The following is a 22224-nucleotide window of genomic DNA, read 5'->3' on the forward strand; positions in this document are numbered from 1 at the left end:
GGTAAGGTGAGCCAGGATGTCGGAAGTATTATCGCAACAGGAAATAGATCGACTACTATCTGGTATTAATTCCGGGGAAATTAAGGAAGACAATATATCCGAGGCGTTGGATCATAAAGAAATTTATGAATACGACTTCCGGCGCCCCACCCGTGTATCCAAAGATCAGCTAAAAACATTCCGGACGCTGCACGAAAACTTTTCGGAACTGTTCGGATTTTATCTGGCGTCCCGTTTGCAAACGATGGTTACCATCGATCTGCTGGCGGTCGATCAGCTGCGATATTCGGAATATGTGTTGTCTATCGCAAACCCTTGTGTGGTTTACATATTTGATATCAAAGAAACCGACGGGCGCGCCGTTATCGAAATGACACCGGATTTGGTGTTTATGGTTGTGGAACGGCTGTTGGGCGGCGTTGGCGGAAAGCCGACCGCACCGCGCGGCATCACCGCAATTGAGCAACGCATTGTTGAGCCGATTGTGGAAAAAGCGCTGAAAACCCTCACCGCTTCGTGGAAACCGGTGCACGAACTGAACTTCGATTTGTTCGGTTTTGAAAGCAATTCGGATTTTGTGCAAATCGCTCCGGCCAGTGAAATCGTAATCGTCATTTCATTTGAATTGAAGGTGGGAGAAGACACCTTCCTGATGAACCTGTGTTATCCCTCTTTTGCGCTGGAAGATGTGATCGCGCGGTTGAACGTGCAGTTTTATCCATCCAACATGTCCGCAAAAAATCGCCAGATGTCCTATTACAAAATTACCAAACAACTTCAGTCTACCCCAATGGAAGTGCGTGCTCAACTGGGCAAAACCGAAATTTCCATTCAGGAATTAATGGAGTTGGAAGAAGGCGATATTCTGTATCTGGATAACCGGGTAGATGCCGAAATTCCCATTTTTATACAGGACCGGCTGAAGTATTTCGGACGTCCGGGCACTGTTGAGGGGCGTTTGGCTGTCAGAATTACCAACGAAATTGATCAGGAAACCAAATTGATGAAGGGAGAATCATCGAATGGCAGATGATAAATCGCAAGATCCAAAAGAAGAACTCAATGAACTGGATGATGCCTGGGCGGATGCATTTTCGGAGAGCCAGGAAAACGAAACCGGTGCTGTTGAAGAGCCCGAGGTTCATCATGCACAGTTCGAAAATTTTGCGGGTGCTGCCGGTAGTGTAGCCTCGCCAGATGCTTCAACCCGGAAATTGGGGATGTTGCTTGATGTAATGTTGCCGGTAACCATCGAGTTGGGACGCACCCAAATGTATATCAAAAAAATTCTCGATCTGGAACGCGGCTCCATCGTGGAACTGGATAAAATGGCCGGCGAACCGGTTGATTTATACATCAACAATAAAAAAATGGCTGAAGGCGAAGTGGTTGTGGTGGATAAACACTTTGGTGTGCGCATCACTAACCTGATCGATCCGGCAGACAGAATCAAAAATTTAGGCAACCCCTAATGCGAGAAAAAACAACGGTTTTTGGCAAAACGTTTGCCGCTTTTTCCACGGTGTTCTGGACGATTTCGACACCGCCGGACAGCAGCAATTTGCCGGTGACAACATCGCCGCCATCGATGGAAATGGGTTGGCTGTTGTTCAAAACCGTGTTTTCGCTGTTGCTGATTATTGCTTTGATTATCGGATTAGTGTATGTATTGCGGCGATACATGGGGCAAAAAATGCCGGGAAACCTGAACCGGGATTGGTGCCAGGTGATCGCCAGAGTGCCGCTTCAGCAAAAGCAAACGCTGCTGCTGGTGAAAGTGCTGGACAAAGTGTTGCTGCTGGGCGTAACCGATATGAACATCAACACACTCGCAGAATTTGACGAAACGCCCGACCTGCAGCAAATGATCGATGCGGCAAATATGCCCGGAACCGGTTTCAGCAATACCCTTTTCCGGAAAATGATGCAACAAAAACTGAATCAGGAATAGGCAACAGCTGATTTCCGGATTCAAAAATAGCTGTAGAATTACAACGGGATGGTGAGAGACCCGTTAACGTTCAATCCAAACACATCTTTCTGTTGTTCGAATGACCGGCATGCGAAATAAAACCGGCGTTTGGGCCTTTTATCTGTCGGTAGCTGCAGAAATCCGGGTGACTGTTCCGGCTCTGTTTTCCGGCAATTCGATAAATTGGTATTAAAATGAGTAATCTAATGTCCAAAATAGCGTTATTTCGGCAAAATAATCCCACTATTTGGCGATTGGGGCTGGTTTTGCTGTTCGGATTGCTGCTGTTTGGCGGCGATCTGCTCGCTCAGCAACCCGGTGGCGGTAATCAGCCGTTGCCCATCCCCAACATATCGCTGAATCTGGAAGCCAGTGACAATCCGGAAGATTTTTCGGTGACGTTGCAGCTGGTTTTTCTGATGACGATTCTCAGCTTGGCACCGGCGTTGTTGATTATGCTGACTTCATTTACGCGGATTATCATCATATTTCACTTTATCCGGCAGGCCCTGGGCACCCAATCCATTCCGCCTAACCAGGTGCTCATCGGGCTGGCGCTGTTCCTCACATTTATGGTAATGACACCAACCTGGGAAAAAGTGCACGATAACGCGCTCGCCCCATATCTCGATAAAAAAATTTCCCAACGCGATGCATTTAATGAAGCGATGATTCCTATTCGCGAATTTTTGCTGAAAAACACCCGCGAAAAAGATCTGGCGCTGTTCGTAAAGCTGGCGGAAAACAACAAACCGGCAGACGCCAACGAAGTTTCCACGCTAACGCTCATACCCGCATTTGTGATTTCCGAACTGCGCGTGGCGTTCCAGATCGGCTTCATTTTATATGTTCCGTTTCTGATTATTGATATGGTGGTTGCCAGCGTCCTCATGTCTATGGGGATGATGATGTTGCCGCCAATGATGATTTCGCTGCCGTTCAAACTGCTGTTGTTTGTGCTGGTAGATGGCTGGTATCTACTTGTTAATTCAGTAGTTAGCAGCTTCGGATAAGTAAAGGAGTTACGGATGACAGAAGAATTAGCGGTTCAATTTTTGAACGATGCCATTTATACAACCATGCTGGTTTCCGGGCCGATATTGCTGGTTACGCTGGTGGTCGGTTTGCTCATCAGTATTTTTCAGGCGGTCACATCCATCAACGAAATGACGTTGACGTTTATTCCCAAAATCATCAGCGTGATCATTTTGCTGCTGTTTATTCTGCCGTGGATGATCAAAGTAATGGAAACGTTTACCATCAACGTGTTTTACATGATACCGGCATTGGCGAGATAGCATGACACTGGTTACCGAACAGCAAATTTATCTATTTTTTTTGCTACTGGTTCGCGCAACAGCCATGTTTGCCAGCGCGCCGGTTTTCAGCGATCGGGCAATTCCGAATATGTATAAAATCGGGCTGGGCGGATTGCTGGCTATCATCATTTTTCCCATCGCGGACGCCAAAAATTTTGATCTGAATTTTAACCACATTTCTGCAGTGATGCTGGTGTTTCAGGAAATCCTCACCGGTGTAACGATCGGTTTCACGATTTCGCTGCTTTTTGCGGGAGTTTCTTTCGCCGGCGAATATGTCGGTTTGGATATGGGATTCACAATGGCGCAGGTGTTTGATCCTACGCTCAACCAGACGGTTTCGGTAATTGCCCGGTTAAAAAATGTGGCTGCGATATTGTTTTTTCTGATTTTAGACGGACACCATTTTTTAATTCAGGCAGTGGTTTACAGTTACGAAGTGCTGCCGATCGGCGGTTGGAAAATATCCACTTTGGGCATGGAAAAACTGATGATGTTGACCGCACAGGTATTTGTGATTGGGATAAAAGTTGCTGCGCCGGTAATTGTGGCGCTGTTTTTAACATCGGTGGCGATGGGCATTATTGCCCGCGCTGTGCCGCAAATGAACATCTTTTTTGTGGGTTTCCCGATCCGCATCGCCGCCGGGCTCTCGTTTATGGCCTTCGGCTTTCCCGTGTTTGTTTATGTGTTTCGGGTGTTGCTCACCCAGTTTCAGGAAGATATCATATTTTTATTGAAGGCGTTCTAAATGGCTGATGACAGTTTTCAGGAAAAGACAGAGGAACCTACTCCCAAGCGACTCACTGAGTCGCGGGAGAAAGGTAACGTTCCAAAAAGTATGGAGGTCAACTCGGCGATGGCGCTGTTGTTGGGCACCATGCTGTTGTATGTTTCCGGAAATTCATTTGTCGGGATTTTGAAAAGCATTTACTACCGCATTTACAGCGGTGGCTATCTGGTGGAGCTGACAATCCCTGACATATACAGCTATCTGGTGGAAGGGCTGAGCACTATCGGCGTTACCACGTTGCTGTTTATGGCTGGATTGATGGTGGTGGGTATTGCTGCAAATCTGCTGCAGGTCGGTTTTTTATTCACCTTCGAGCCGCTTAAGCCGAAAGCGGAAAAGTTCAATATTCTCAAAGGCATCAAGAAAACCTTTTTCTCGAAGCGTTCTTTGGAAGAATTAGTAAAGAATTTGTTAAAATTAACGATAGTCGTATTAATCGGGTACTATGCTTTGATGGATTATCGGGATGATCTGCTGCCGTTGATGGATCAGGAGATCAGCCAAATTGCCGGGTTGATGATCAGCGCGGCATTACGGATCACCTTCAAAATTTCTTTGGGACTGCTGCTGATTGCCGCAGCAGACTATGCTTTTCAGCGTTACGATTACATGAGTAACCTGAAAATGAGCAAACAGGAAATCAAAGATGAGCAGAAGCAGATGGAAGGGGATCCGAAAATCAAATCCCGGATTCGCGCCATGCAAATGCAAATGTCCCGTAATCGCATGATGCAGGAAGTTTCCACAGCGGACGTGGTAATCACTAACCCAACACACTATGCCGTAGCGTTGAAATACGACTCCGGAAAGATGGGCGCACCGAGGCTCATCGCGAAAGGGCGCAATCATATTGCATTCAAAATTCGCGAAATCGCCGAAGAAAATAACATACCCATCGTCGAAGATCCGCCACTGGCGCGCGCGCTGTACAAAAGCGTAGAGCTGAACCAGGAAGTACCGGCGGAATTTTTCCAGACCGTTGCGGAGGTGTTGGCGCATGTTTATCGCATGAAAAACAAGCGTTTAAGTTAACGCACCAAACAGACAAGCTGTCTGTAAATATTTATAAATAAGGATGTTACACAGACGTGGTAAAACGAAATACAGATATATTATTAGCCGTTGGCATCATCCTGATTTTGGCAGTTATGATTATTCCGCTGCCAACAATCATATTGGATGTGCTGCTGGCAATCAACATTTCGGCGGCGCTGGTGCTGCTGATGGTTTCGTTGTATCTGGTCAATCCGCTGGAAATTTCCGTATTTCCGAGTTTGTTGCTCATTTTGACGTTGTTCCGGTTATCGCTTAACCTGGCATCCACCCGGCTGATTCTCGGCGAAGCATACGCCGGGGAAATTATCCGGGCGTTTGGCAGTTTTGTGGTGAAAGGCAATTACGTCGTCGGGTTTATCATCTTTTTAATTTTGGTGATTATCCAGTTTGTGGTCATCGTAAAAGGTTCCGGTCGGATTGCCGAAGTTGGCGCACGATTTACATTGGACGCGATGCCCGGAAAACAAATGAGCATCGATGCGGATTTGAACGCCGGCATCATCACCGAAGACGAAGCGCGTCACCGCCGCATCCAGATTTCCCGCGAAGCGGATTTTTACGGCGCGATGGACGGTGCCAGCAAATTTGTAAAAGGGGATGCCGTTGCGGGATTGATTATCACATCCATCAACCTGGTTGCGGGATTGATTATCGGGATGGCCCAAATGGGCATGGGTGCCGGGCAGGCGTTGCAAACGTACAGCCTGCTAACCATCGGCGACGGCCTGGTTTCGCAAATTCCCGCGTTACTCATTTCGACCTCTGCCGGTATTGTGGTTACCCGCGCCGCCAGCGACGAAAATTTGGGCAGCGATTTGCGCACCCAGCTGTTCGGGAATCCCAAAGCGTTGTATATCACATCGGTAACGCTGTTGCTGTTCGGATTTACGCCAGGATTGCCAACGATACCGTTTCTGGTTATCGCGGGTGTTTTGGGTTTGGTGGCATACAACATGCGCAAAATTCAGCCCGAGAGAGAAGCCGATGTTATCGAAATGCCGGAAAATCGCGATGCTTTGCCCGCGCCTTCCGAAGAAATTGAAAATATTTTACAGGTCGATCCACTGGAATTGGAAATTGGTTACAACCTGATCGGTTTGGTAGATACCGAACAGGGCGGCGATCTGTTCGACAGAATTACCTCCATGCGCAAACAGATTGCGCTGGAAGTGGGCATCATCGTCCCGCCGATTCGCGTTCGGGATAACCTGTTGCTCAATCCGGATCAGTATTCCGTAAAGGTTCGCGGCAACGAAATCGCCACCAACGAAATCGTGATGGATCGCCTGCTGGCGATGAACCCCGGGCACGTCGAAAAAGCCATCGAAGGTATCGAAACCATCGAACCGGCGTTCGGATTACCGGCGGTGTGGATCGAGCAGAAATTCCGCCACGAAGCGGAAATTTCCGGTTACACTGTGGTTGAACCATCCGCAATTATGGCAACCCACCTGATGGAGTTGATCCGCAAAAATGCGGACAAACTGCTGGGTCGCCAAGAAGTGAAAAAATTGCTGGATAATCTCAAAAAAGATTATTCCGCGGTGGTGGAAGAATTGGTACCGGATCAGCTCAGTATTGGCGCCATCCAGAAAGTATTGCAGAATTTGCTGAAAGAAAACCTGCCGATCCGCGATTTGGTGACCATTCTGGAAACCCTCGCCGATTATTCCGGCATGACCAAGAATGTGGAAGTGCTGACGGAATATGTCCGTTACGCCATGTCCGATACCATCGCGAAGCTGTATATGGATGAGCAAGGCGTGATTCATGCAATGACATTAGATCCGAAAATTGAGCAATTGATCACAAATACATTACAGAAACAGAAGCAAGTTAACAACAACACCCTTGGACTCCCGCCTGCGGTTATTCAGCAACTGTATCGCAGTACGGCGGAAAATATCGAGAATGTGAGCGCACTTGGTTATTCGCCGGTTGTTATCTGTTCGCCCACAATTCGCGCATATTTCCACAAGTTGCTGGAAGCAACTTTCCCAAATATCGCGGTAATCTCATTCGGAGAGTTGCCGCCTGATGTCCAAATTGAGTCGATTGGTAAGGTGAGGATAGGAAATGAAGATTAAGAAGTACACGGGAAAAACGTTCAAGGAAGCGTTTAACGACATGAAAAGTGAATTGGGTGAAGATGCAATCATCCTCAATTCCAAAAAGGTCAAAAAAGGCGGTTCCTTTGATTTCCTCGGAGGGAAAGAATTTTACGAAATAACTGCGGCGATAGACACGCCATCAAATATTACCCAGCGTACCGGCGTTATTAATAACACGCCGAAAACGCCCGGATATGTGTATTCGCGTCCCAAGCCTGCGGAACCGGAAACACCGGTAGAAAAAGAGCGCGTTGAGAAAGTGGAAGTGATGGACACCATCCGCTCATCTATCAGCGAGCAGCGCATCGCGCAGCAAATGACGCATCTTCAGGACCTCACCGGCGAAGTTCAGGACATGAAAAAGGTGTTGGAGCAACTCAGCGAGTTTGTGAAATACAGCCGCATGCCCGCGTTGCCGCAGGTTTTCAAAATGGCGCTCAAACGCCTGCTGGAAAACGAAGTGCACGAAGAGCTTGCCAAAGCGATTGTGCAAACCGCATACGCCCGCACTGAGCCCAAAAATTACAACAACACCCGAATGGTGCTGGAAACCATTTTTTCACTGTTGCGGCAGATGATCCGGGTTGCGCCGCCGTTGGAAAAACTCGATCGAAAACCGTATGTCGTGGTTCTCGTCGGTCCGACCGGCGTCGGGAAAACCACAACCATCGCAAAAATTGCCGCAAACATGAAGCTGCTGCACAAACGAGATGTGGCGCTCATCTCCGCGGATACGTATCGCATCGCGGCGATAGAGCAACTGCAAACCTTTGCGAATATCGCCACCATCCCGATGAGCGTGGTTTACAGCCCGTCAGAGATGCAGAAATCCGTTTTTAAATATCGCGAAAAAAGCCTCATTTTGATTGATACCGTCGGTCGCAGCCCCAAAAATGCCGAACAACTGGCAGATTTGCAGCGGTTTGTGGACGCCGCCGAACCGAACGAAGTGCATCTGGTAATGAGCCTTACATCCAGCTCCAAAACCATGATGGAAATTGCGGATAAATTTAAACCGCTCCGCCCCAACCGCTTAATTTTCACCAAATCGGACGAAGCAACCGGTCCCGGCGTGATGCTAAACGTGCTGTATAAACAACAAATTCCGGTATCATATCTGACAACCGGGCAAGTTGTGCCGAACGATATTGTTCCGGCAAATCATGCCAGCATCGCAAAACTTGTATATAAAGGAGGTTTGGATTGATGAACGACCAGGCCTTTCAACTACGTGATATGAGCCGCAAATACCGGGATGAGCAGGATAATACCCAGGAACAGGCTGCCGGCGCGAACGCCCGCGAGAATCGCCTTAAAATCGTTTTAGGCAGCGGAAAAGGTGGCGTTGGCAAAAGTGTACTGGCTATCCAGCTTGGTCAGGCTTTAGGCGTTCTTGGCAAAAAAGTGCTGGTGGTGGATGCAAATCCGTACTCGCCATCGCTGCATATTTTGACCAATACGCATGCGGAAATTACCGTTCACGATTTGCTCAGTTACAGCCACCAGCCTGAAAAACTGCAGCTTCCGGAAATTGCCCCGAATGTGGATTTGCTGTCCGGCGCTGCGCCATCCAGCCAGGAAACGTATATTGGCTCCACCAATGCCGCATACTTTCTGGAAGCGCTGGCGCCACACACGGCTCGCTACAATTGTATTATTTATGATACCCATACCGGGCTGGACGATTGGAATCTGGCAATAATGGAAGCATGCACTGACGTATTTCTCGTCACTTTGACGGAACCTGCTTCAATTATCGATACATATTCTTATATGAAATCGGCACTTCAACATATTTCTACAGAAAATTTTTGGCTTTTAATCAGCCAAACACTTAATCCGCAGAGCGGTATTGAAGCGCAGGATAAGTTAAATCTGGCATTGGATCACTTTCTTTCTTACCAAATTCCGTTGCTGGGTGCCGTTCCGTTCGAATATGATTTAAAATCTGCGATCGATATTCAAGCGCCTTTTTGGGAAAAAAAGCATTCCGGCGAAGCCGGTGAATCGATCGAACTCATTGTAAAACAATATCTTACAAAAGTGGGTGCTTTGGCAGCCACTTCAAAAACCCGTGAGGTTATTTTATGAAAAAGCTGCCGATTAAGTTGACGTTATTAATTTTTCTGTTAGCGTTGCTATCGGGGTTTTATCTGAAAATCCCCATGATGGAAAATTTTATCCGTGCTTTCATCGTCTACGTGATTTTTTCGGTACTGATTTTGCTTGTATATATTTTGCACAACCAAAGTGCCTACAACATGCTGAAGTCGGAGTTGAACAAACAGCATCAGGTATCAAAAAAAGGTGCAGAAAAGTCAGTAACCGGAGAATCAACCAAATAATTTGAGAGGGAGTCGATGAAAGCTCAAGTACAAGTCGCAAATGCAGAGCCAACCTGGGAAGCATATTTTGAGTCGAAAGAAGCAGGGATGCGCGACGCACTCATGGTTAAATATCTTGGCCTGGTACACTATGTGGTCAATAAGTTGTTCAAATCAATGCCGAGCAACGTGGACAGGGAAGATCTTGTGAATATCGGCGTTCTGGGTTTAAGCGAAGCATTGGATCGTTACAATCCGTATTTTGGGATTAAATTTGAGACATATGCGATTCCCCGCATCCGCGGTGCGATCATTGATGAACTGCGCAAACAAGATTGGATTCCCCGTTCGCTGCGTTCTAAGTCCAATAAAATCAAAAAGATAATGGAAGAGCTTGAGCAGGCTTGCCGTGGCGATGTAAACGATAAAACCGTTGCCGGCCACCTTGGTATCTCGGAATCCGAATATCAGCACTGGCAGTCGCAACTGAATTCAACATCCATGATTTCTCTTGATAAGCCGAACCCGAATTTTGATGATCACAATTTGTACGAAGCTATCGAAGATGTTACTTCTACCAATCCGCTGGAAAATATCGAAGACGACGAACAGCGTGCATTACTGGTTAAAGTAATCAAAAAATTACCCGAAAAATCTCGCCTTGCCGTTCAATTATATTATTACGAACAACTCACATTCAAAGAAATCGGCAAGATTCTGAACGTATCTGAATCCCGTATTTCCCAAATTCACTCCGAAACGATCGATCGGTTGAAGCGTTTGATTGTTCGTGAATATGAAGATTGATGCCGAAAAGTGTATAAAATATCAACACTAAATGTTTGAATATCCGACAAATTATCGGCAGCAAGGGTTGTAAAACTTTAGTAGAAAATTTTTTTTAATTTTTTTTTGAAAATAGTCGTTGATAGAAGGAGCTTGAAAACGGCACAACCGGCAAATGGATTCGCCGGTTAAAATCACAAGGAGTGTGAACAGGGATGTTTAAAAAGCTCATCAGCAATTTTAACGAAACCGGCGCAGCGGCAAGCGAAAAACCCGCAGCAACCGCTGCCCGGATCTCCGAATTGGAAGCGCGGCTATCAGCTATTCAGGAAAATGCGCTGGAAAAAGCGCCGCCAACCGTGCAATCAATTGCACAATCTACACCGCCCACCCAACTCAATTCCCAACATTCAAACGTAGATAATAATCTGCTAAAAACTATTTCGCTTGCAGCATTAACCGAAGTTATCGGCGGCGTTGTACACGAAATAAACAACCCGCTTCAGGTGATCATGGGGCGAACCCAAATAGCCCGGATGGGGAAAAAAACTGAAGAGAGTCTCGAGATTATTGAATCGCAAACCATGCGTATTGCGAACCTTATTCGCGGGCTGCAGTCGTTTGCAAGTCGCGATAGCAAAACGGAACAAATAGACATCAGCACAACCATCAACGCTGTGATGAATTTGGTGAAAACCCAATTTTACAAACGCAGTATCCAAATTGAAGTAGAAATTGGGAAAGTGCCGGTTTTTATGGGAAACCCGATCACTTTTCAGCAAATCGTGCTGAGCGGTATGCTTAGCGCCAAACGGCGAATTGAGTATAACGGGCAGTTAAAAATCAGCGTAAAAAGTTCTGAAAAAAATATGTTGGAACTTGAGATCCGCGATTCTGCGCCGATAATGGATGAACAACTGATCAGAAATATCGGCAAGCCTTTTATGGAGGCTTTGGAAGATCCCGAAGCGGGCGACCACTACGGGCTGATCGCAAGTATTGAAATGGTCCGGCATTTGGGTGGGGCAGCAAGTTTGACAGCCACACCCCCGCAAGGAAATATGTTGAAGTTTAACGTGCCCATTGGGCTACATAAGGACGTGAATATATATGCGCTGGGAGCAGAAAAATATTCCCAACTTACAGGAGAGCACATGTAGCCTCCAGCAGAATGTGCGGTATTTGGCTGAGAATTTATCCGGCCGGATGCTGTTAATTTTGATTGCGCTGACAATAGCCGCATACGGTTTAGATTATTCCTACCAACAAAACAATCGAGAGACAGTACTCACTTTTCGCAGCGAATCGCCCGTAAAGGTTGTTGCGCTGGATCCTCCGGCAATGACCACCAAAATTGTGTTAAAAATTACGGGACTGACCGTACAGCAAAATGAAATCCAAAGCGATGATTGGACAATTCCACAACTATCCGCCGTTATTGGCTATCGTTGCATTCCATACAGCCAGAACATGCTGTTAATTATAGATTTACTGCATCCGGTGGATTTCCAGCTGAATCCCCGGGCAAACGGTTTTGAACTGTCGATTCGCGACGCTCAATTTCGCGATCCGGTTGAACACGATTTCTTCCGTGGGATGCACTATCAGCAAATGGGTGAATACGATATGGCTTTATCGCTGTATCAGCAGGTGGCGCGGGCGCGGAAAAAGCATCGCTACGTTTTTTATAAAGCCGGGCAAATTCGGTTGATACATGAAGAATATCAAAAAGCGGAAACCAATTTTAAAATTGCCCTCTCCAACGGTTGCGACTCTTTGGGAATTTACCGGGGGCTGAGTAAAATTTACCGGATTTACGGCAATCGCAAACTTGCAGAAAAATACGAACAGCAATACCGGAAACAATCACCCAAGCCTGCACCGCCAACAAACGGATTGCTGGAAGATGTCGATTTTGCCGGTATTCACGCAGCAGATAGCGCTGCGACCGAAATCGCAGAATCCGGCAGCGAATCGCTGACATATTTGGCGCAACTCCGGGAAATGCTTTCCGGTTTTCCGCAATCGCTCTCTTTTATATTGATGGCTTTGCCGCTGCTCTTTTTGGTCTGGGCGATCCCTTTCACTATCAAACGGCTGCGTAAATCCAAAAATAACCAGCAAGCCGTTCGCAAAATAGCCAAAAAGAACGCCCAGAAAGTTGTAAAATCCGCAGTTGCACAGCAAGCTGCTGCAGAAAAAGCCCAAAAGAAAGCGAGCCGGGAGCACCGTCCGCATGTTGTTATTCAACCGGCAAAACCGTCGCTGAAAAGCGATGGTAAAGAGCTGCAACTCAATGATTTAAGTCGTGACTATTCCGACGCAAATCCGCAAGTTGATGCACTGATCGACCAATTGCTCGGTAAAACCGCAAACGGCTTTCGCCCATCGTCAAATACGCAAAATGATGGTGAAAATGAATCGGAAAATCCGGATAGCACATCTGCTGACCAAACCCGCCAAATGGCCCGGGAACTCAATCTCGGTCAGGGCGAGGTGGAGCTGGCGCTCAAATTATCGTCCATGAATTTGCATTCCAACCGGCAGCGGGACATTCGTTCACACATACTCGATTTACACCGCCAACACCTAACCATCGATGAAATAGCCCGGGAAGCCAATCTCGGCAAAGGCGAAGTTGAGCTGTTTTTGCGCCTCGCCAAAGCGAATCAAAATGGAAACCGAAAACAACGGTAACGATTGATCAATTTTGTAAAACCGTTAAAGATTTGCATTGCATTGCCGACAATTCTTCCCTTACGCTTTTTTTCGTTGCTCCGTTTCACAGAAAACCATAAACACCAACAATTGCATTAATGATAAATTTGTTTTAGTTTACTTCATCTAAAACAATAAGTCTTTTGGAAATGTTGTAAAACAAGGCACGGTTATGATTGATTTCGACCCAAAGCAGGTAAAAATATTAATTGTAGAAGATACTCGCGAAAGCCTGGATCTGTTAACCTATTTTTTGAAGCCCAGCGGTTACCAACTCATATCCGTCATTGATGGCGTTGAAGCGCTGGAATATATCAACAAAGACTTACCGGACCTGATTTTGCTGGATGTTATGCTGCCCCGACTCAATGGTTTTCAGGTATGTGAACGGTTGAAAAAAGATAAACGCACTTTTCACATTCCCATCATCATGATTACCGCGTTGAAAGATTTAAAAGACAAAATTCGCGCGCTGGAAGCCGGCGCCGACGATTTTGTAACCAAACCGTTCGATAGTGTTGAACTGGTTGCGCGGGTAAAATCTTTATTGAAAAGCAAATTTTATTACGATAAGCTCAAACAGCAAAACATCGAGTTGGAGCGCCAAAAAAACGCCCTCGAAGAAGAGGATCGGTTAAAAGAGCAGCTTACCGAACTGATTGCACATGATATGCGGTCACCGTTGAACCAGATTTCCATCAGCCTGCAAATGATTGAAATGATGAACAAAAGCGGCCAAGCCATCGACAGTGACAAATACACCCGGCGCATCGAAATGGGCAAACACCAGTTGCTGCGAATGATTTTAAGCCTGCTGGATATCAGTCGGCTGGAGCGCGGAAAATACATGCTACAACCGGTGGCAATCAATTTGGCATTCATGTTGCGTGCGCCCATCAAGCGCTATCGCGATCTCCCGGAAAACAAACAAAAGCTGATAGAGCTGCAGGTTGATAAAGATTTGCGCAATGTTTATATGGATTCCGAGCTGTTCGAGCGCATTATCGATAACATTCTGGATTTTGCCTACCGCCACTCACTGGATAAAAGCCGCATTCACATCGATGCCGTTGACAATGAAACGGACGAAAATATTACCCTGAACATCACATACGAAGGCAAAACCATCCCTCAGGAATTCCGGGAAAAACTGTTTAACAAAATGGCACAACTGGAGCTCAAAAATGCGAATATTTATCGCAGTAAAGGGTTAGGGCTATATTTCTGCAAAGTTGCATTAACATCGCAGGGTGGCGATATTACTGTTGACAGGGATTACGACAAAGGATTACGTTTCCAACTGCTGCTTCCTACCAAAAAAACAAATGTCTCGGTTGTCGTTTCATAAATCTGCAATTAGTTATTTGTTCTCCATTTTGTGATTAAACAATGTTTATAAATCACTTAGCGAGTCCGTTTGGACAGTAGAATACGCCCGTTATGGAGGCAGGCAATATTAATTTGTTCTTAATAATTGCGGCTAATTGTCGAAAATTTTATAAGGCAAGAGGGCTAAATCAGCTGTACACAATTAAGCCAAATGGTTTCTAAAATTGTTGTTTCGGAAGGTGCAATTACAGATTTTTCAGATATTTATTCATCCCTGGGGAAGAGGGAATTAATAGCAATGGAGAGCTAAATGTCCGCAACTGTTGTCAAGCAAACCCAAAAAATAGAGACCGATTTATTTCTGATCGAGATCGCTGAAGATGGGATGTCTGCATTTGCACGCATCAAAAACTTCTCTGAACCACTCCAGAAAATAGCCTCAGAATTGAAACAATTGCTCTCGGAACATCATATTACTCGCGGACTAATTTCCGATAATGCCCGAAAATTGTTAAAAGACCAAAATCCGAATCAACGGATGGTTATCGCCAAAGGCGTTCAGCCGGTTCCGGGAAAAGCAGCTGAAGTTCGGGAAATATCCAAATTTATCTCTCGTGCTGAAATTGATCCAAACCGGTTAAAGGTTTCTGATTTGGGGGAGTTAAAACACCAGAATCTCGTTTTCAAAGATAAACCGCTGATCCGCATTATTCCACCGGTTCCCACTCAAGATGGCTGGACCGTAACCGGCACACGAATTCCTGCAAAAATACAAGTTTCGATGGAGCGACCGAAAATCATTACCGGCCCGAATACTGCTTTTTCGCCGGACGATCCGGATTTGATTATTGCCACAGTAGACGGGCTTGCCACATTTGTGGAGCAAACTGTTGCTGTTGAAGCATATACCGTGGTTAAAGGTGATATGGGTCCGGAAATTGGCTCGCTGGATGAAAAACGCCCGGTGCTGGTTTTGGGCGATGTAAAAGCCGGAAGCACCATAGAATCTTCCGGTGATGTCGAAATTTACGGCACCGTTGAAGATGTCAGTATCAAATCCGGCAGGGATATTATTATCCATCGCGGATTTGTGGGACGCGGCAAAGGGACATTAAAATCGCAGCGCCACACAATTTTAACCTTTGCGCTGTATCAAACCATCGAAGCGAATGATACGGTGTTTTTTCTGACAGAACTAATTGGATGTAAAGTATCTGCCGGGCAAAAAGTTGTTGGGCGTACCGGTGGAATCATTGGCGGTGAAACGAAAGGTCTGTTTGGCATACAAGTGCATTTTGCCGGTAGCGAAGAAGCTGTAGTAACCAAACTGATGGTCGGGCGAAGGGAGCAATTGGTTCGCCGCAAACGGGAAATGGACGATCTGATTGTTCAATATCAGGAATCGATCAAAGAAAATAAACAGAAAATGTATGAATTGGTAATGAAGCAAATCGATAACAAAATTACCGAAATCGAGCTTGAGCACCTGAATTCTTTGCAAATTGAGAAAAAAATGATTCCCGAAAAGATCCGTGAAATTGAAGAGAAACTTACGGATATCAACGAATTGGTGAAAGATCTGGAAAATGCAGATATCGAAATCCGGGGAATTGTAAATGAAAAAGTATCGCTCAGCATTTGCGATGCCCGGTTAATGGTGCAGGAAAAAGCCCGGCGAAAGCGATACTATCTTTCCGGTGATAAAATTCTCGCCGGATCGCTTTAGCGAAAAAATCGACACTATTATTTGCCCCGCCTTTGAGCGGGGTTTGTTTTTTAAAGCAGACTGGCTGTGGTTACAATCGCAAAAAAGCTAACCTGTAAAATATTGCAACCATTAGTACCGGCTTACGTAAAAAAAGTGTTGGAGAGTTAACAAAGATAAAGGTGAAAAATTATGAAACGATTAAGCCGTTCCAGAAAAGATCAGAAAATTAGTGGCGTTATTGGCGGGTTAGGTGAGTATTTTGATATCGATTCGAACGTGTTGCGACTTGCAGCAATTTTACTCTTCTTTTTTACTGCCGGATTACCGGTATTGGTAACTTACATTGCCGCATGGTTTATCTTGCCTGAAGCGCCGTATGAGCTAAAATCCGGTGAGCGGGAAATTTTGGAAGAGACACCTTCTGAACCGGCAAGCTCGCATTAACACCGTTGAAATCAGCGAAAACAGGCAATGATGATGAACGCTTTTATTAGCCGGAAAAATATTTTTCCGGCTTTTTTTATGTTTCGATAATTTGACTATCTTGTTTAAAATTAATAATTTGACCCCAGTTTTTTGCGATAGCTGCACCCGTTGTCAGTTCTGCGCCGTCCGATTTTCCCATCTGCAAAATATCCTCATAAAGCTCACGCCAACCGGCAAATTTATAGGGTGTAAAATAGTTGTTATGCCAAAGCACGGTCAGGCATCCGCCAAAATCCCGAACAGTATCGCGCAATTGCCGAATGTCTGCGAGAACGTCGGATAGCGGCAATTTCATGTATGAACGGTAAGTTGCATCCATCGCAATAAGCGGGATTTCTATCAGCTGGTACGGGCGATCTTCCCGAATATTATATGGCTGAAAAGGGAAACAGCAGCCGTTGCGAAATCCCGGCAGTTCCGCGAAACCCAATGTTGAATCATATTGGATTCCGGCATTTTCCAGAATGTCGAAAGTTTTGGTGATGTCGAAACAAAGGTAATGGAATCGTCCGCCGGATACGGGCGCATCAAACCGTGAGAAATCTTCTGCAAATTGCGGTTCAGAAATGCTGCTGCCAAAACTGCCGTGAATACCGATTTCTGACCCGGCTTGTCGCAAAATTTGAAAAATCTGGCGAATTTTGGTCATACGAAGGTCGTAATCGGCATTTTGCAATAATTGCCGATATTCGCCTGAACGTTTGGGTTTGAAAAAATAGCCTGGGTCGTATGTTTTTTTGGAAGTTTCATCACTGGCAAAGCCTTTTTCATCGACGGTTTTTGCAAATACAGTATTGCTTCGGGCGATAAAATAATATGAGCTTTTTGCGCTGTAATTCGCTTCCAAGTCGTTGATTTCATAGAGGTTAAAGCAGGTGTCGTTGCCGCGTATTTTCTCCCGGAAAATGTGCCAGCTTTGCCCAAGTTGCTTCTTTTTTAGTGTGGCAGCCAAATCAGCTTTCCATCCGGTTGTAGCTTCGTCGATATCGTGTGTTAAGCAAATATCATACAGTCGTCCGGCAGTGGGCTGCACTGCCAACTTTAGCGAATATGCCTGCTCAATGGCGGTTTTCAGCACATCAAAATAATAGTTGACGACAGGCAGCCGGATGATATTCAACCGGTGTTGCAGACTCTCTGTAAACGGATAGCGAATGGCAGAGTGCCTCTGCATATACACATATTCTTGCCATCCGCTCAAAAAATAGAAGGCACCGGCGAACAAATCGTGGCGGATAAAAATGCGTTCGCCGGTAGTTTCCAGCAATGGCAAATGAGAAGCGGCAGGAAACAAAACCGGAATTTTTTTATCCCGCCATTTTGTCCAGACAATTGTCTGTTCATCCAATAGTTTGTGATTGCGAAACACGTTGCTTGCGGATGCAAAAACATTGACAGGCAGATGCTCTGTGCCATATCCCAGTTGGATTTCAGCCGGAACGGCATAGATCGAACGGAAATAGTTAACAATGTATTCCAACTGATTTTTGTTCAGGCAAACAGGCATACTTTTTCCGTTAAGTTTCGAAAAATCAACCAAATCGCTATCTCAGTAAACGATTGACAATAAAGCAATCTTTGTGTAAAATAGCAAGCTTGTTGCGTGATTTTAAAGACAAACGTTATCCCAAAGAGGTCCGGGCTGCTACAATGAAGCATTTATTGAGACGGCTGATTATCCTCACTGCCGATAAGTTAGAAAATACTTCCAAGCTATTGCGCGGCGCGGCGGATAAAGTGATTCCTGAAAAACGGATTTTTTTGCTGGACTTGGAGAAAAGTGGCTGGAAAACCGTTCGTCCCTGTTTTGTCCTTTCTACCGGTCGATGCGGCACTTTGCTGTTGAATGAATTATTGCTGCTTTCGCCGAATGCGGATCCCAATCACGAACCGAAGCCAGAGCTGTATCGCCCATCAAAACGGGCATATGAAGAAATCGACCGGTTCCCGGAAGTTTTTCACGAAGTATTTAAAAGCGCCCGCGAGGAATATTTACTGAAAGCCGCGAAACAAGACAAAATCTACATCGAAACCAATAACCAAAGCACTTTTTTGCGCCCATAATTCCGGCTGTTTTTCCAAATGCAATTTTTATCCATTTGGTTCGTCATCCGGGCAGCTTTGTGCGCAGCGGGATTCGCCGGAGATGGTACTGAGAGGGACATTCGCACGATATCGGGCGGATAGTTCCCAAAGATCCCAATGCAATTCAGAAGTGGACAAACTATTCACTTATCGAAAAAATGGGTGGCTATGGAATGAAACCAATCAATTTATACTTGATTTTCTGACAAAAATTCCAATGGACAAACAGTTATTTGTAAAAGCTGAGGATTTATTTTTGCAACCGGAAATCACTCGCAAAATATATGATTTTATTGGACTTGAAGGTTTTGAAATAAAGAGTGTTAAGAGATTGTTAAAACATCCGGTTAATCAACAATTAAAAGGTGAATTTCCAACATATAAAAATTGGAGTGAGCTAGAAAAAAGCAGTTTGATGCATGTTGCTCCATTAGCGCAAAAATTTGGTTATGCCATGTAATATTTTAGCTTATGGGTTTTAAGTAGTTGGCTAGTTTTTTGTTAATATCGAATGAATCCAGTCTGTAGTTTAAATATGCAAATAGATCATACCTCGGTTTTAATCCCAATTCATACATAATATGTTTTACGTCAACTTTTTGGTTTTTAGTTGAATTTGATTATTAATCCGAGATCGTTTTCCATAGTGAATCAATAAATCCGGTTGATCCACATGATAGAAATACCAGCCTTTTACCCATGCGTTATAGGTGAAAATTGCACCTGCACCGTTCCATGGATAGTTTTCATCAAGATACCCGATTTGATCGATCAGGGTCTTTCTAATCAAAAACAGCACCCATCAATAGCGCCATAAGTTGGGCGAATTGGCAAAAGTTGAATTGTGTTCCAGTAATTGCAACATTGCTGTATTTATACATAGGAATTTGCAATTCCTGAAGCCAGTTCAGTTTGAAAATTTCAACATCAGAATTTAATAATAAACAAAATTTTGCATCCTCTGCCGAGGCTCTAAGCCCCTGATTGTTGCCCGGGCTCCATAATCGATTTTCAGAATTTAAAATGAGTTTAATATTTGGATACGTCTTAAGCGATTTTAGGTAATCGATTGTCGGTTTATCGGAATGATTATCGACGATGATAATTTCATGTTTGGGATCTGTATTTGCCAAAACCGTTTCAACACATTTTGAAACATAGTCCAATGCATTGTAGGTTACAATGATTATCGATACTTTTTCTTCAGGAAAATTAGCCAAGTATTTTTGCTCCATCGGTATGTTCAGTATCCAGCATTAGAGGATCTTTTTTCATTATACAGCTCATTTCATACACGCCGCCGATTAACCCAAAAAAATCTTTCATATGTATGAAATTTATTGATCATTTTGTTAATAGCGTTGATAAACTGTGGAAACCTTCCTGTATAAGGCTTTCGAAACCAATGAAATTCAAATTGAATGGGCTTAAATCCCATAGGTCCAAATTTGAAAAAGGTTCGTTTTGTAAAAAACATTCTGTGAGTTGGATCCTGATAGGCAGAAATACAACTAAAATGCGGAACAATAATTTCTATTTCACCATCGGGTTGTAATATTCTGTAACATTCTTCAAATATAAGCCTTAGTTGGTCGTATGTGAAATGTTCGAAAAAATGTCTTGCATAAATTTTCTTAACCACTCCTGTGCGGATTGGCAAATCCATACAAGATGCTCGAATATCCGCATTTGATTTTGACCAAAGATCAATTCCTATAACTTTAAAGTTAGAGTCTTGATATTTATCTCTGCCACAACCTAAATCAATAAGAATTGATGTTGTATTTTCTGACATCCTTTAGAATTCTCCAGACTGATATTGCGCTAATAAAGTATCGTTTCAAAGCGGACCAATTTAAGTGAATTCTTTAATGCATTCAAGATTTCAATAATTTATTTAATTTTTATTAATTTTTTAAGCTTAACTTATTAAGTTTTTTAATTTTGAAGTGTTTTTTCAAAACGAACAGAAGTTTAAATTGTTTAAGCCCGAGTGTTATTAGTGATTAATTAAAAGAAAATAGATAATGTTAGATAAACTGAAACGTACCGCAACACATTCCGCAATTTTTGCTTTGGGCAAATTGGGGTCTAAGTTGGTTGGATTTATACTGCTGCCAATATATACTGAGGCGTTGTTACCTGAGCAATACGGTGTTTTGGGACTCCTCGAAGTAGTGGAATTGTTATTTGTTCATTTGCTTTCACTGGCATTGCAAACGGCCCTGTTCAGATGGTATACTTTATCAGATGATTTAGCTCAGAAAAAAAGCTATGTATTCTCTATTACTACATTGCTGATTTTGATTACTTTGGGCTTGCTGCCATTCGTGATATATGGGGGTGATATGATCTCATCCTTTCTATTAGATTCTTCTGCTTATGGCAATTATTTTTTGTATTTATATGCGTCAATTTCATTTCAAATTTTGGGAAAAATACCATTAACGTTGTTAAGAATAGAAGAAAAATCGTTTTATTTTGCTGTTTTGATTTTAATTCAGTTTCTCATTAGCCTTTTGTTAAACATTTATTATGTAGTCTTCTTAGGTATGGGTGTTGCCGGTATCTTGATTGCATCGGCAATTAGTAATGGAGTGATACTTTTATTGTTGATTCCATACTTGTTTAACCGGATGAGTTTTAATTTTGCCACTCCAGAGCTAAAATCAATGATTCTATATAGCTTGCCCCTGATGTTTGCTGCTATCACATCTACTATTTTAAGTCTTGGTGATAGATTTATTCTAACTAAAATTTCAACTCTGGAAATGGTCGGCTTATATTCGCTCGGGTTTAAATTGAGCAATGTTTTGAAGGTATTTATTGTCGACTCGTTTTTTTTAGGTCTACCAATTATTGGATGGCGAGTAGTTAAAGAAGATAGTAATCCAAAACGTTTCTTTTCGAAAACAATGACATACCTTGTCTTTGTTCTCTTGTGGATAGGTTTGGCTGTCTCGGCTTTTGCCAAAGGTGTAATCCAGATTTTGGCTACTGACCCCTTATATTGGGGGGCTCATAAAGTCGTGCCATTATTGGTTTTGGGTATCGTGTTAATGAGTATCCAGAGAATGATATTTTTTCAGTTAGAGATTGTTCGAAAAACGAAATTGATTCCATTACTTGTAAGTAGTGTTTTAATAGTTAATATCTTATTGAATTTGATGTTAATACCGCTATTCAACATGGTGGGTGCCGCATTTGCAAATGTATTGTCAAACTTGGCGTCTGCTTTGCTTGCATATTTTGTCGCGCAAAAATTTTATCCGATAAAATATGAAATCAGACGATTGCTAGTGTTGGCTTTTGTTGCTTTAGTTTTATACTCGATTACCTTGTTGCTAAATGACGTATTATTGGTAATGCGAATAATTTTGAAAGGAAGTATTGTTTTATCTTTTCCGGTTTTATTATACTATATCAATTTTTACGAACCTGTTGAAATCAATCGAATAAGAGGTTCAAGCCTGAAGTTGAAGAAAAAAACATTTTCTATTTTCAACTTTTACAAAAAATAAATACAACACATCACCC

At 43.9% G+C, this 22224-nt stretch carries 23 protein-coding genes; 20 read left to right on the forward strand and 3 right to left on the reverse strand.

The genetic code is table 11. The features are described 5' to 3' along the window. The first annotated feature begins 16 nt into the window (after window positions 1-16). The 17 genes from fliM (at window position 17) to H6629_11240 (ending at window position 16560) form a co-directional block, all read left to right on the forward strand. On the forward strand, window positions 17-1033 hold the full coding sequence (gene fliM / locus H6629_11160) for a flagellar motor switch protein FliM (protein ID MCB9068353.1): 1017 nt from the start codon (window positions 17-19) through the stop codon (window positions 1031-1033). Further along, entirely contained in the window at window positions 1023-1472 is a 450-nt protein-coding gene (gene fliN / locus H6629_11165) for a flagellar motor switch protein FliN (protein MCB9068354.1), read from the forward strand. Before fliM ends, fliN begins: the two co-directional genes overlap by 11 nt. Then, window positions 1472-1951 carry a flagellar biosynthetic protein FliO gene (gene fliO / locus H6629_11170; protein ID MCB9068355.1) on the forward strand — a complete coding sequence of 160 codons (480 nt, stop codon included), beginning with the start codon at window positions 1472-1474 and terminating at the stop codon, window positions 1949-1951. The genes fliN and fliO overlap by 1 nt, the downstream gene beginning before the upstream one ends. Window positions 1952-2217: 266 nt before the next feature. Further along, on the forward strand, window positions 2218-2985 hold the full coding sequence (fliP, locus tag H6629_11175) for a flagellar type III secretion system pore protein FliP (GenBank protein MCB9068356.1): 768 nt from the start codon (window positions 2218-2220) through the stop codon (window positions 2983-2985). A 15-nt stretch (window positions 2986-3000) separates the two neighbouring features. Beyond that, entirely contained in the window at window positions 3001-3270 is a 270-nt protein-coding gene (gene fliQ, locus H6629_11180) for a flagellar biosynthesis protein FliQ (GenBank protein ID MCB9068357.1), read from the forward strand. A 1-nt stretch (window position 3271) separates the two neighbouring features. Beyond that, window positions 3272-4042, forward strand: coding sequence for a flagellar biosynthetic protein FliR (gene fliR, locus H6629_11185; GenBank protein ID MCB9068358.1), 771 nt, complete (start codon window positions 3272-3274; stop codon window positions 4040-4042). Next, a complete protein-coding gene (flhB, locus tag H6629_11190; protein MCB9068359.1) occupies window positions 4043-5116 on the forward strand; it encodes a flagellar biosynthesis protein FlhB in 1074 nt (357 codons plus the stop codon). It abuts the gene before it with no gap. A gap of 56 nt (window positions 5117-5172) precedes the next feature. Continuing rightward, on the forward strand, window positions 5173-7227 hold the full coding sequence (gene flhA, locus H6629_11195) for a flagellar biosynthesis protein FlhA (GenBank protein ID MCB9068360.1): 2055 nt from the start codon (window positions 5173-5175) through the stop codon (window positions 7225-7227). Next, window positions 7217-8458 (forward strand): flagellar biosynthesis protein FlhF, encoded by a 1242-nt coding sequence (gene flhF / locus H6629_11200; GenBank protein MCB9068361.1) that lies wholly within the window; start codon window positions 7217-7219, stop codon window positions 8456-8458. Before flhA ends, flhF begins: the two co-directional genes overlap by 11 nt. Further along, the gene (locus tag H6629_11205) at window positions 8458-9342 is read left to right on the forward strand and encodes a P-loop NTPase (protein ID MCB9068362.1); all 885 of its coding nucleotides are present in this window, start codon (window positions 8458-8460) and stop codon (window positions 9340-9342) included. Before flhF ends, H6629_11205 begins: the two co-directional genes overlap by 1 nt. Next, complete coding sequence (locus H6629_11210; protein ID MCB9068363.1) at window positions 9339-9596, forward strand: hypothetical protein; 258 nt, start codon at window positions 9339-9341, stop codon at window positions 9594-9596. Before H6629_11205 ends, H6629_11210 begins: the two co-directional genes overlap by 4 nt. Before the next feature lie 15 nt (window positions 9597-9611). Continuing rightward, a complete protein-coding gene (locus tag H6629_11215) occupies window positions 9612-10382 on the forward strand; it encodes a FliA/WhiG family RNA polymerase sigma factor (GenBank protein MCB9068364.1) in 771 nt (256 codons plus the stop codon). Between the two features lie 194 nt (window positions 10383-10576). After that, the gene (locus H6629_11220; GenBank protein ID MCB9068365.1) at window positions 10577-11521 is read left to right on the forward strand and encodes a HAMP domain-containing histidine kinase; all 945 of its coding nucleotides are present in this window, start codon (window positions 10577-10579) and stop codon (window positions 11519-11521) included. Between the two features lie 46 nt (window positions 11522-11567). Further along, window positions 11568-13058 (forward strand): hypothetical protein, encoded by a 1491-nt coding sequence (locus H6629_11225; GenBank protein ID MCB9068366.1) that lies wholly within the window; start codon window positions 11568-11570, stop codon window positions 13056-13058. A gap of 193 nt (window positions 13059-13251) precedes the next feature. After that, window positions 13252-14427 carry a hybrid sensor histidine kinase/response regulator gene (locus tag H6629_11230; GenBank protein ID MCB9068367.1) on the forward strand — a complete coding sequence of 392 codons (1176 nt, stop codon included), beginning with the start codon at window positions 13252-13254 and terminating at the stop codon, window positions 14425-14427. Window positions 14428-14718: 291 nt separating this feature from the next. Then, on the forward strand, window positions 14719-16134 hold the full coding sequence (locus tag H6629_11235) for a DUF342 domain-containing protein (GenBank protein ID MCB9068368.1): 1416 nt from the start codon (window positions 14719-14721) through the stop codon (window positions 16132-16134). A 171-nt stretch (window positions 16135-16305) separates the two neighbouring features. After that, window positions 16306-16560 carry a PspC domain-containing protein gene (locus H6629_11240; protein MCB9068369.1) on the forward strand — a complete coding sequence of 85 codons (255 nt, stop codon included), beginning with the start codon at window positions 16306-16308 and terminating at the stop codon, window positions 16558-16560. A 76-nt stretch (window positions 16561-16636) separates the two neighbouring features. Here H6629_11240 and H6629_11245 read toward each other — a convergent pair whose 3' ends face one another. Continuing rightward, the gene (locus tag H6629_11245) at window positions 16637-18109 is read right to left on the reverse strand and encodes a polysaccharide deacetylase family protein (protein ID MCB9068370.1); all 1473 of its coding nucleotides are present in this window, start codon (window positions 18107-18109) and stop codon (window positions 16637-16639) included. Window positions 18110-18252: 143 nt separating this feature from the next. On the opposite strand from H6629_11245, the gene H6629_11250 reads away from it, so the two are divergent. Both H6629_11250 and H6629_11255 read left to right on the forward strand, forming a co-directional pair. After that, the gene (locus tag H6629_11250) at window positions 18253-18666 is read left to right on the forward strand and encodes a hypothetical protein (GenBank protein MCB9068371.1); all 414 of its coding nucleotides are present in this window, start codon (window positions 18253-18255) and stop codon (window positions 18664-18666) included. Between the two features lie 151 nt (window positions 18667-18817). Beyond that, window positions 18818-19147 carry a hypothetical protein gene (locus H6629_11255; protein ID MCB9068372.1) on the forward strand — a complete coding sequence of 110 codons (330 nt, stop codon included), beginning with the start codon at window positions 18818-18820 and terminating at the stop codon, window positions 19145-19147. A gap of 322 nt (window positions 19148-19469) precedes the next feature. On the opposite strand, the gene H6629_11260 is transcribed toward H6629_11255, so the two are convergent. Next, window positions 19470-19922, reverse strand: coding sequence for a glycosyltransferase (locus H6629_11260; GenBank protein MCB9068373.1), 453 nt, complete (start codon window positions 19920-19922; stop codon window positions 19470-19472). 53 nt (window positions 19923-19975) lie between these two features. Beyond that, a complete protein-coding gene (locus H6629_11265) occupies window positions 19976-20482 on the reverse strand; it encodes a class I SAM-dependent methyltransferase (protein ID MCB9068374.1) in 507 nt (168 codons plus the stop codon). Between the two features lie 232 nt (window positions 20483-20714). Here H6629_11265 and H6629_11270 point away from each other — a divergent pair, with 232 nt between their 5' ends. Beyond that, entirely contained in the window at window positions 20715-22208 is a 1494-nt protein-coding gene (locus H6629_11270; GenBank protein MCB9068375.1) for a polysaccharide biosynthesis C-terminal domain-containing protein, read from the forward strand. Window positions 22209-22224 lie beyond the last annotated feature (16 nt).

The organism is Calditrichia bacterium (genome assembly GCA_020634975.1).
Lineage (GTDB): Bacteria > Calditrichota > Calditrichia > RBG-13-44-9 > J075 > JACKAQ01.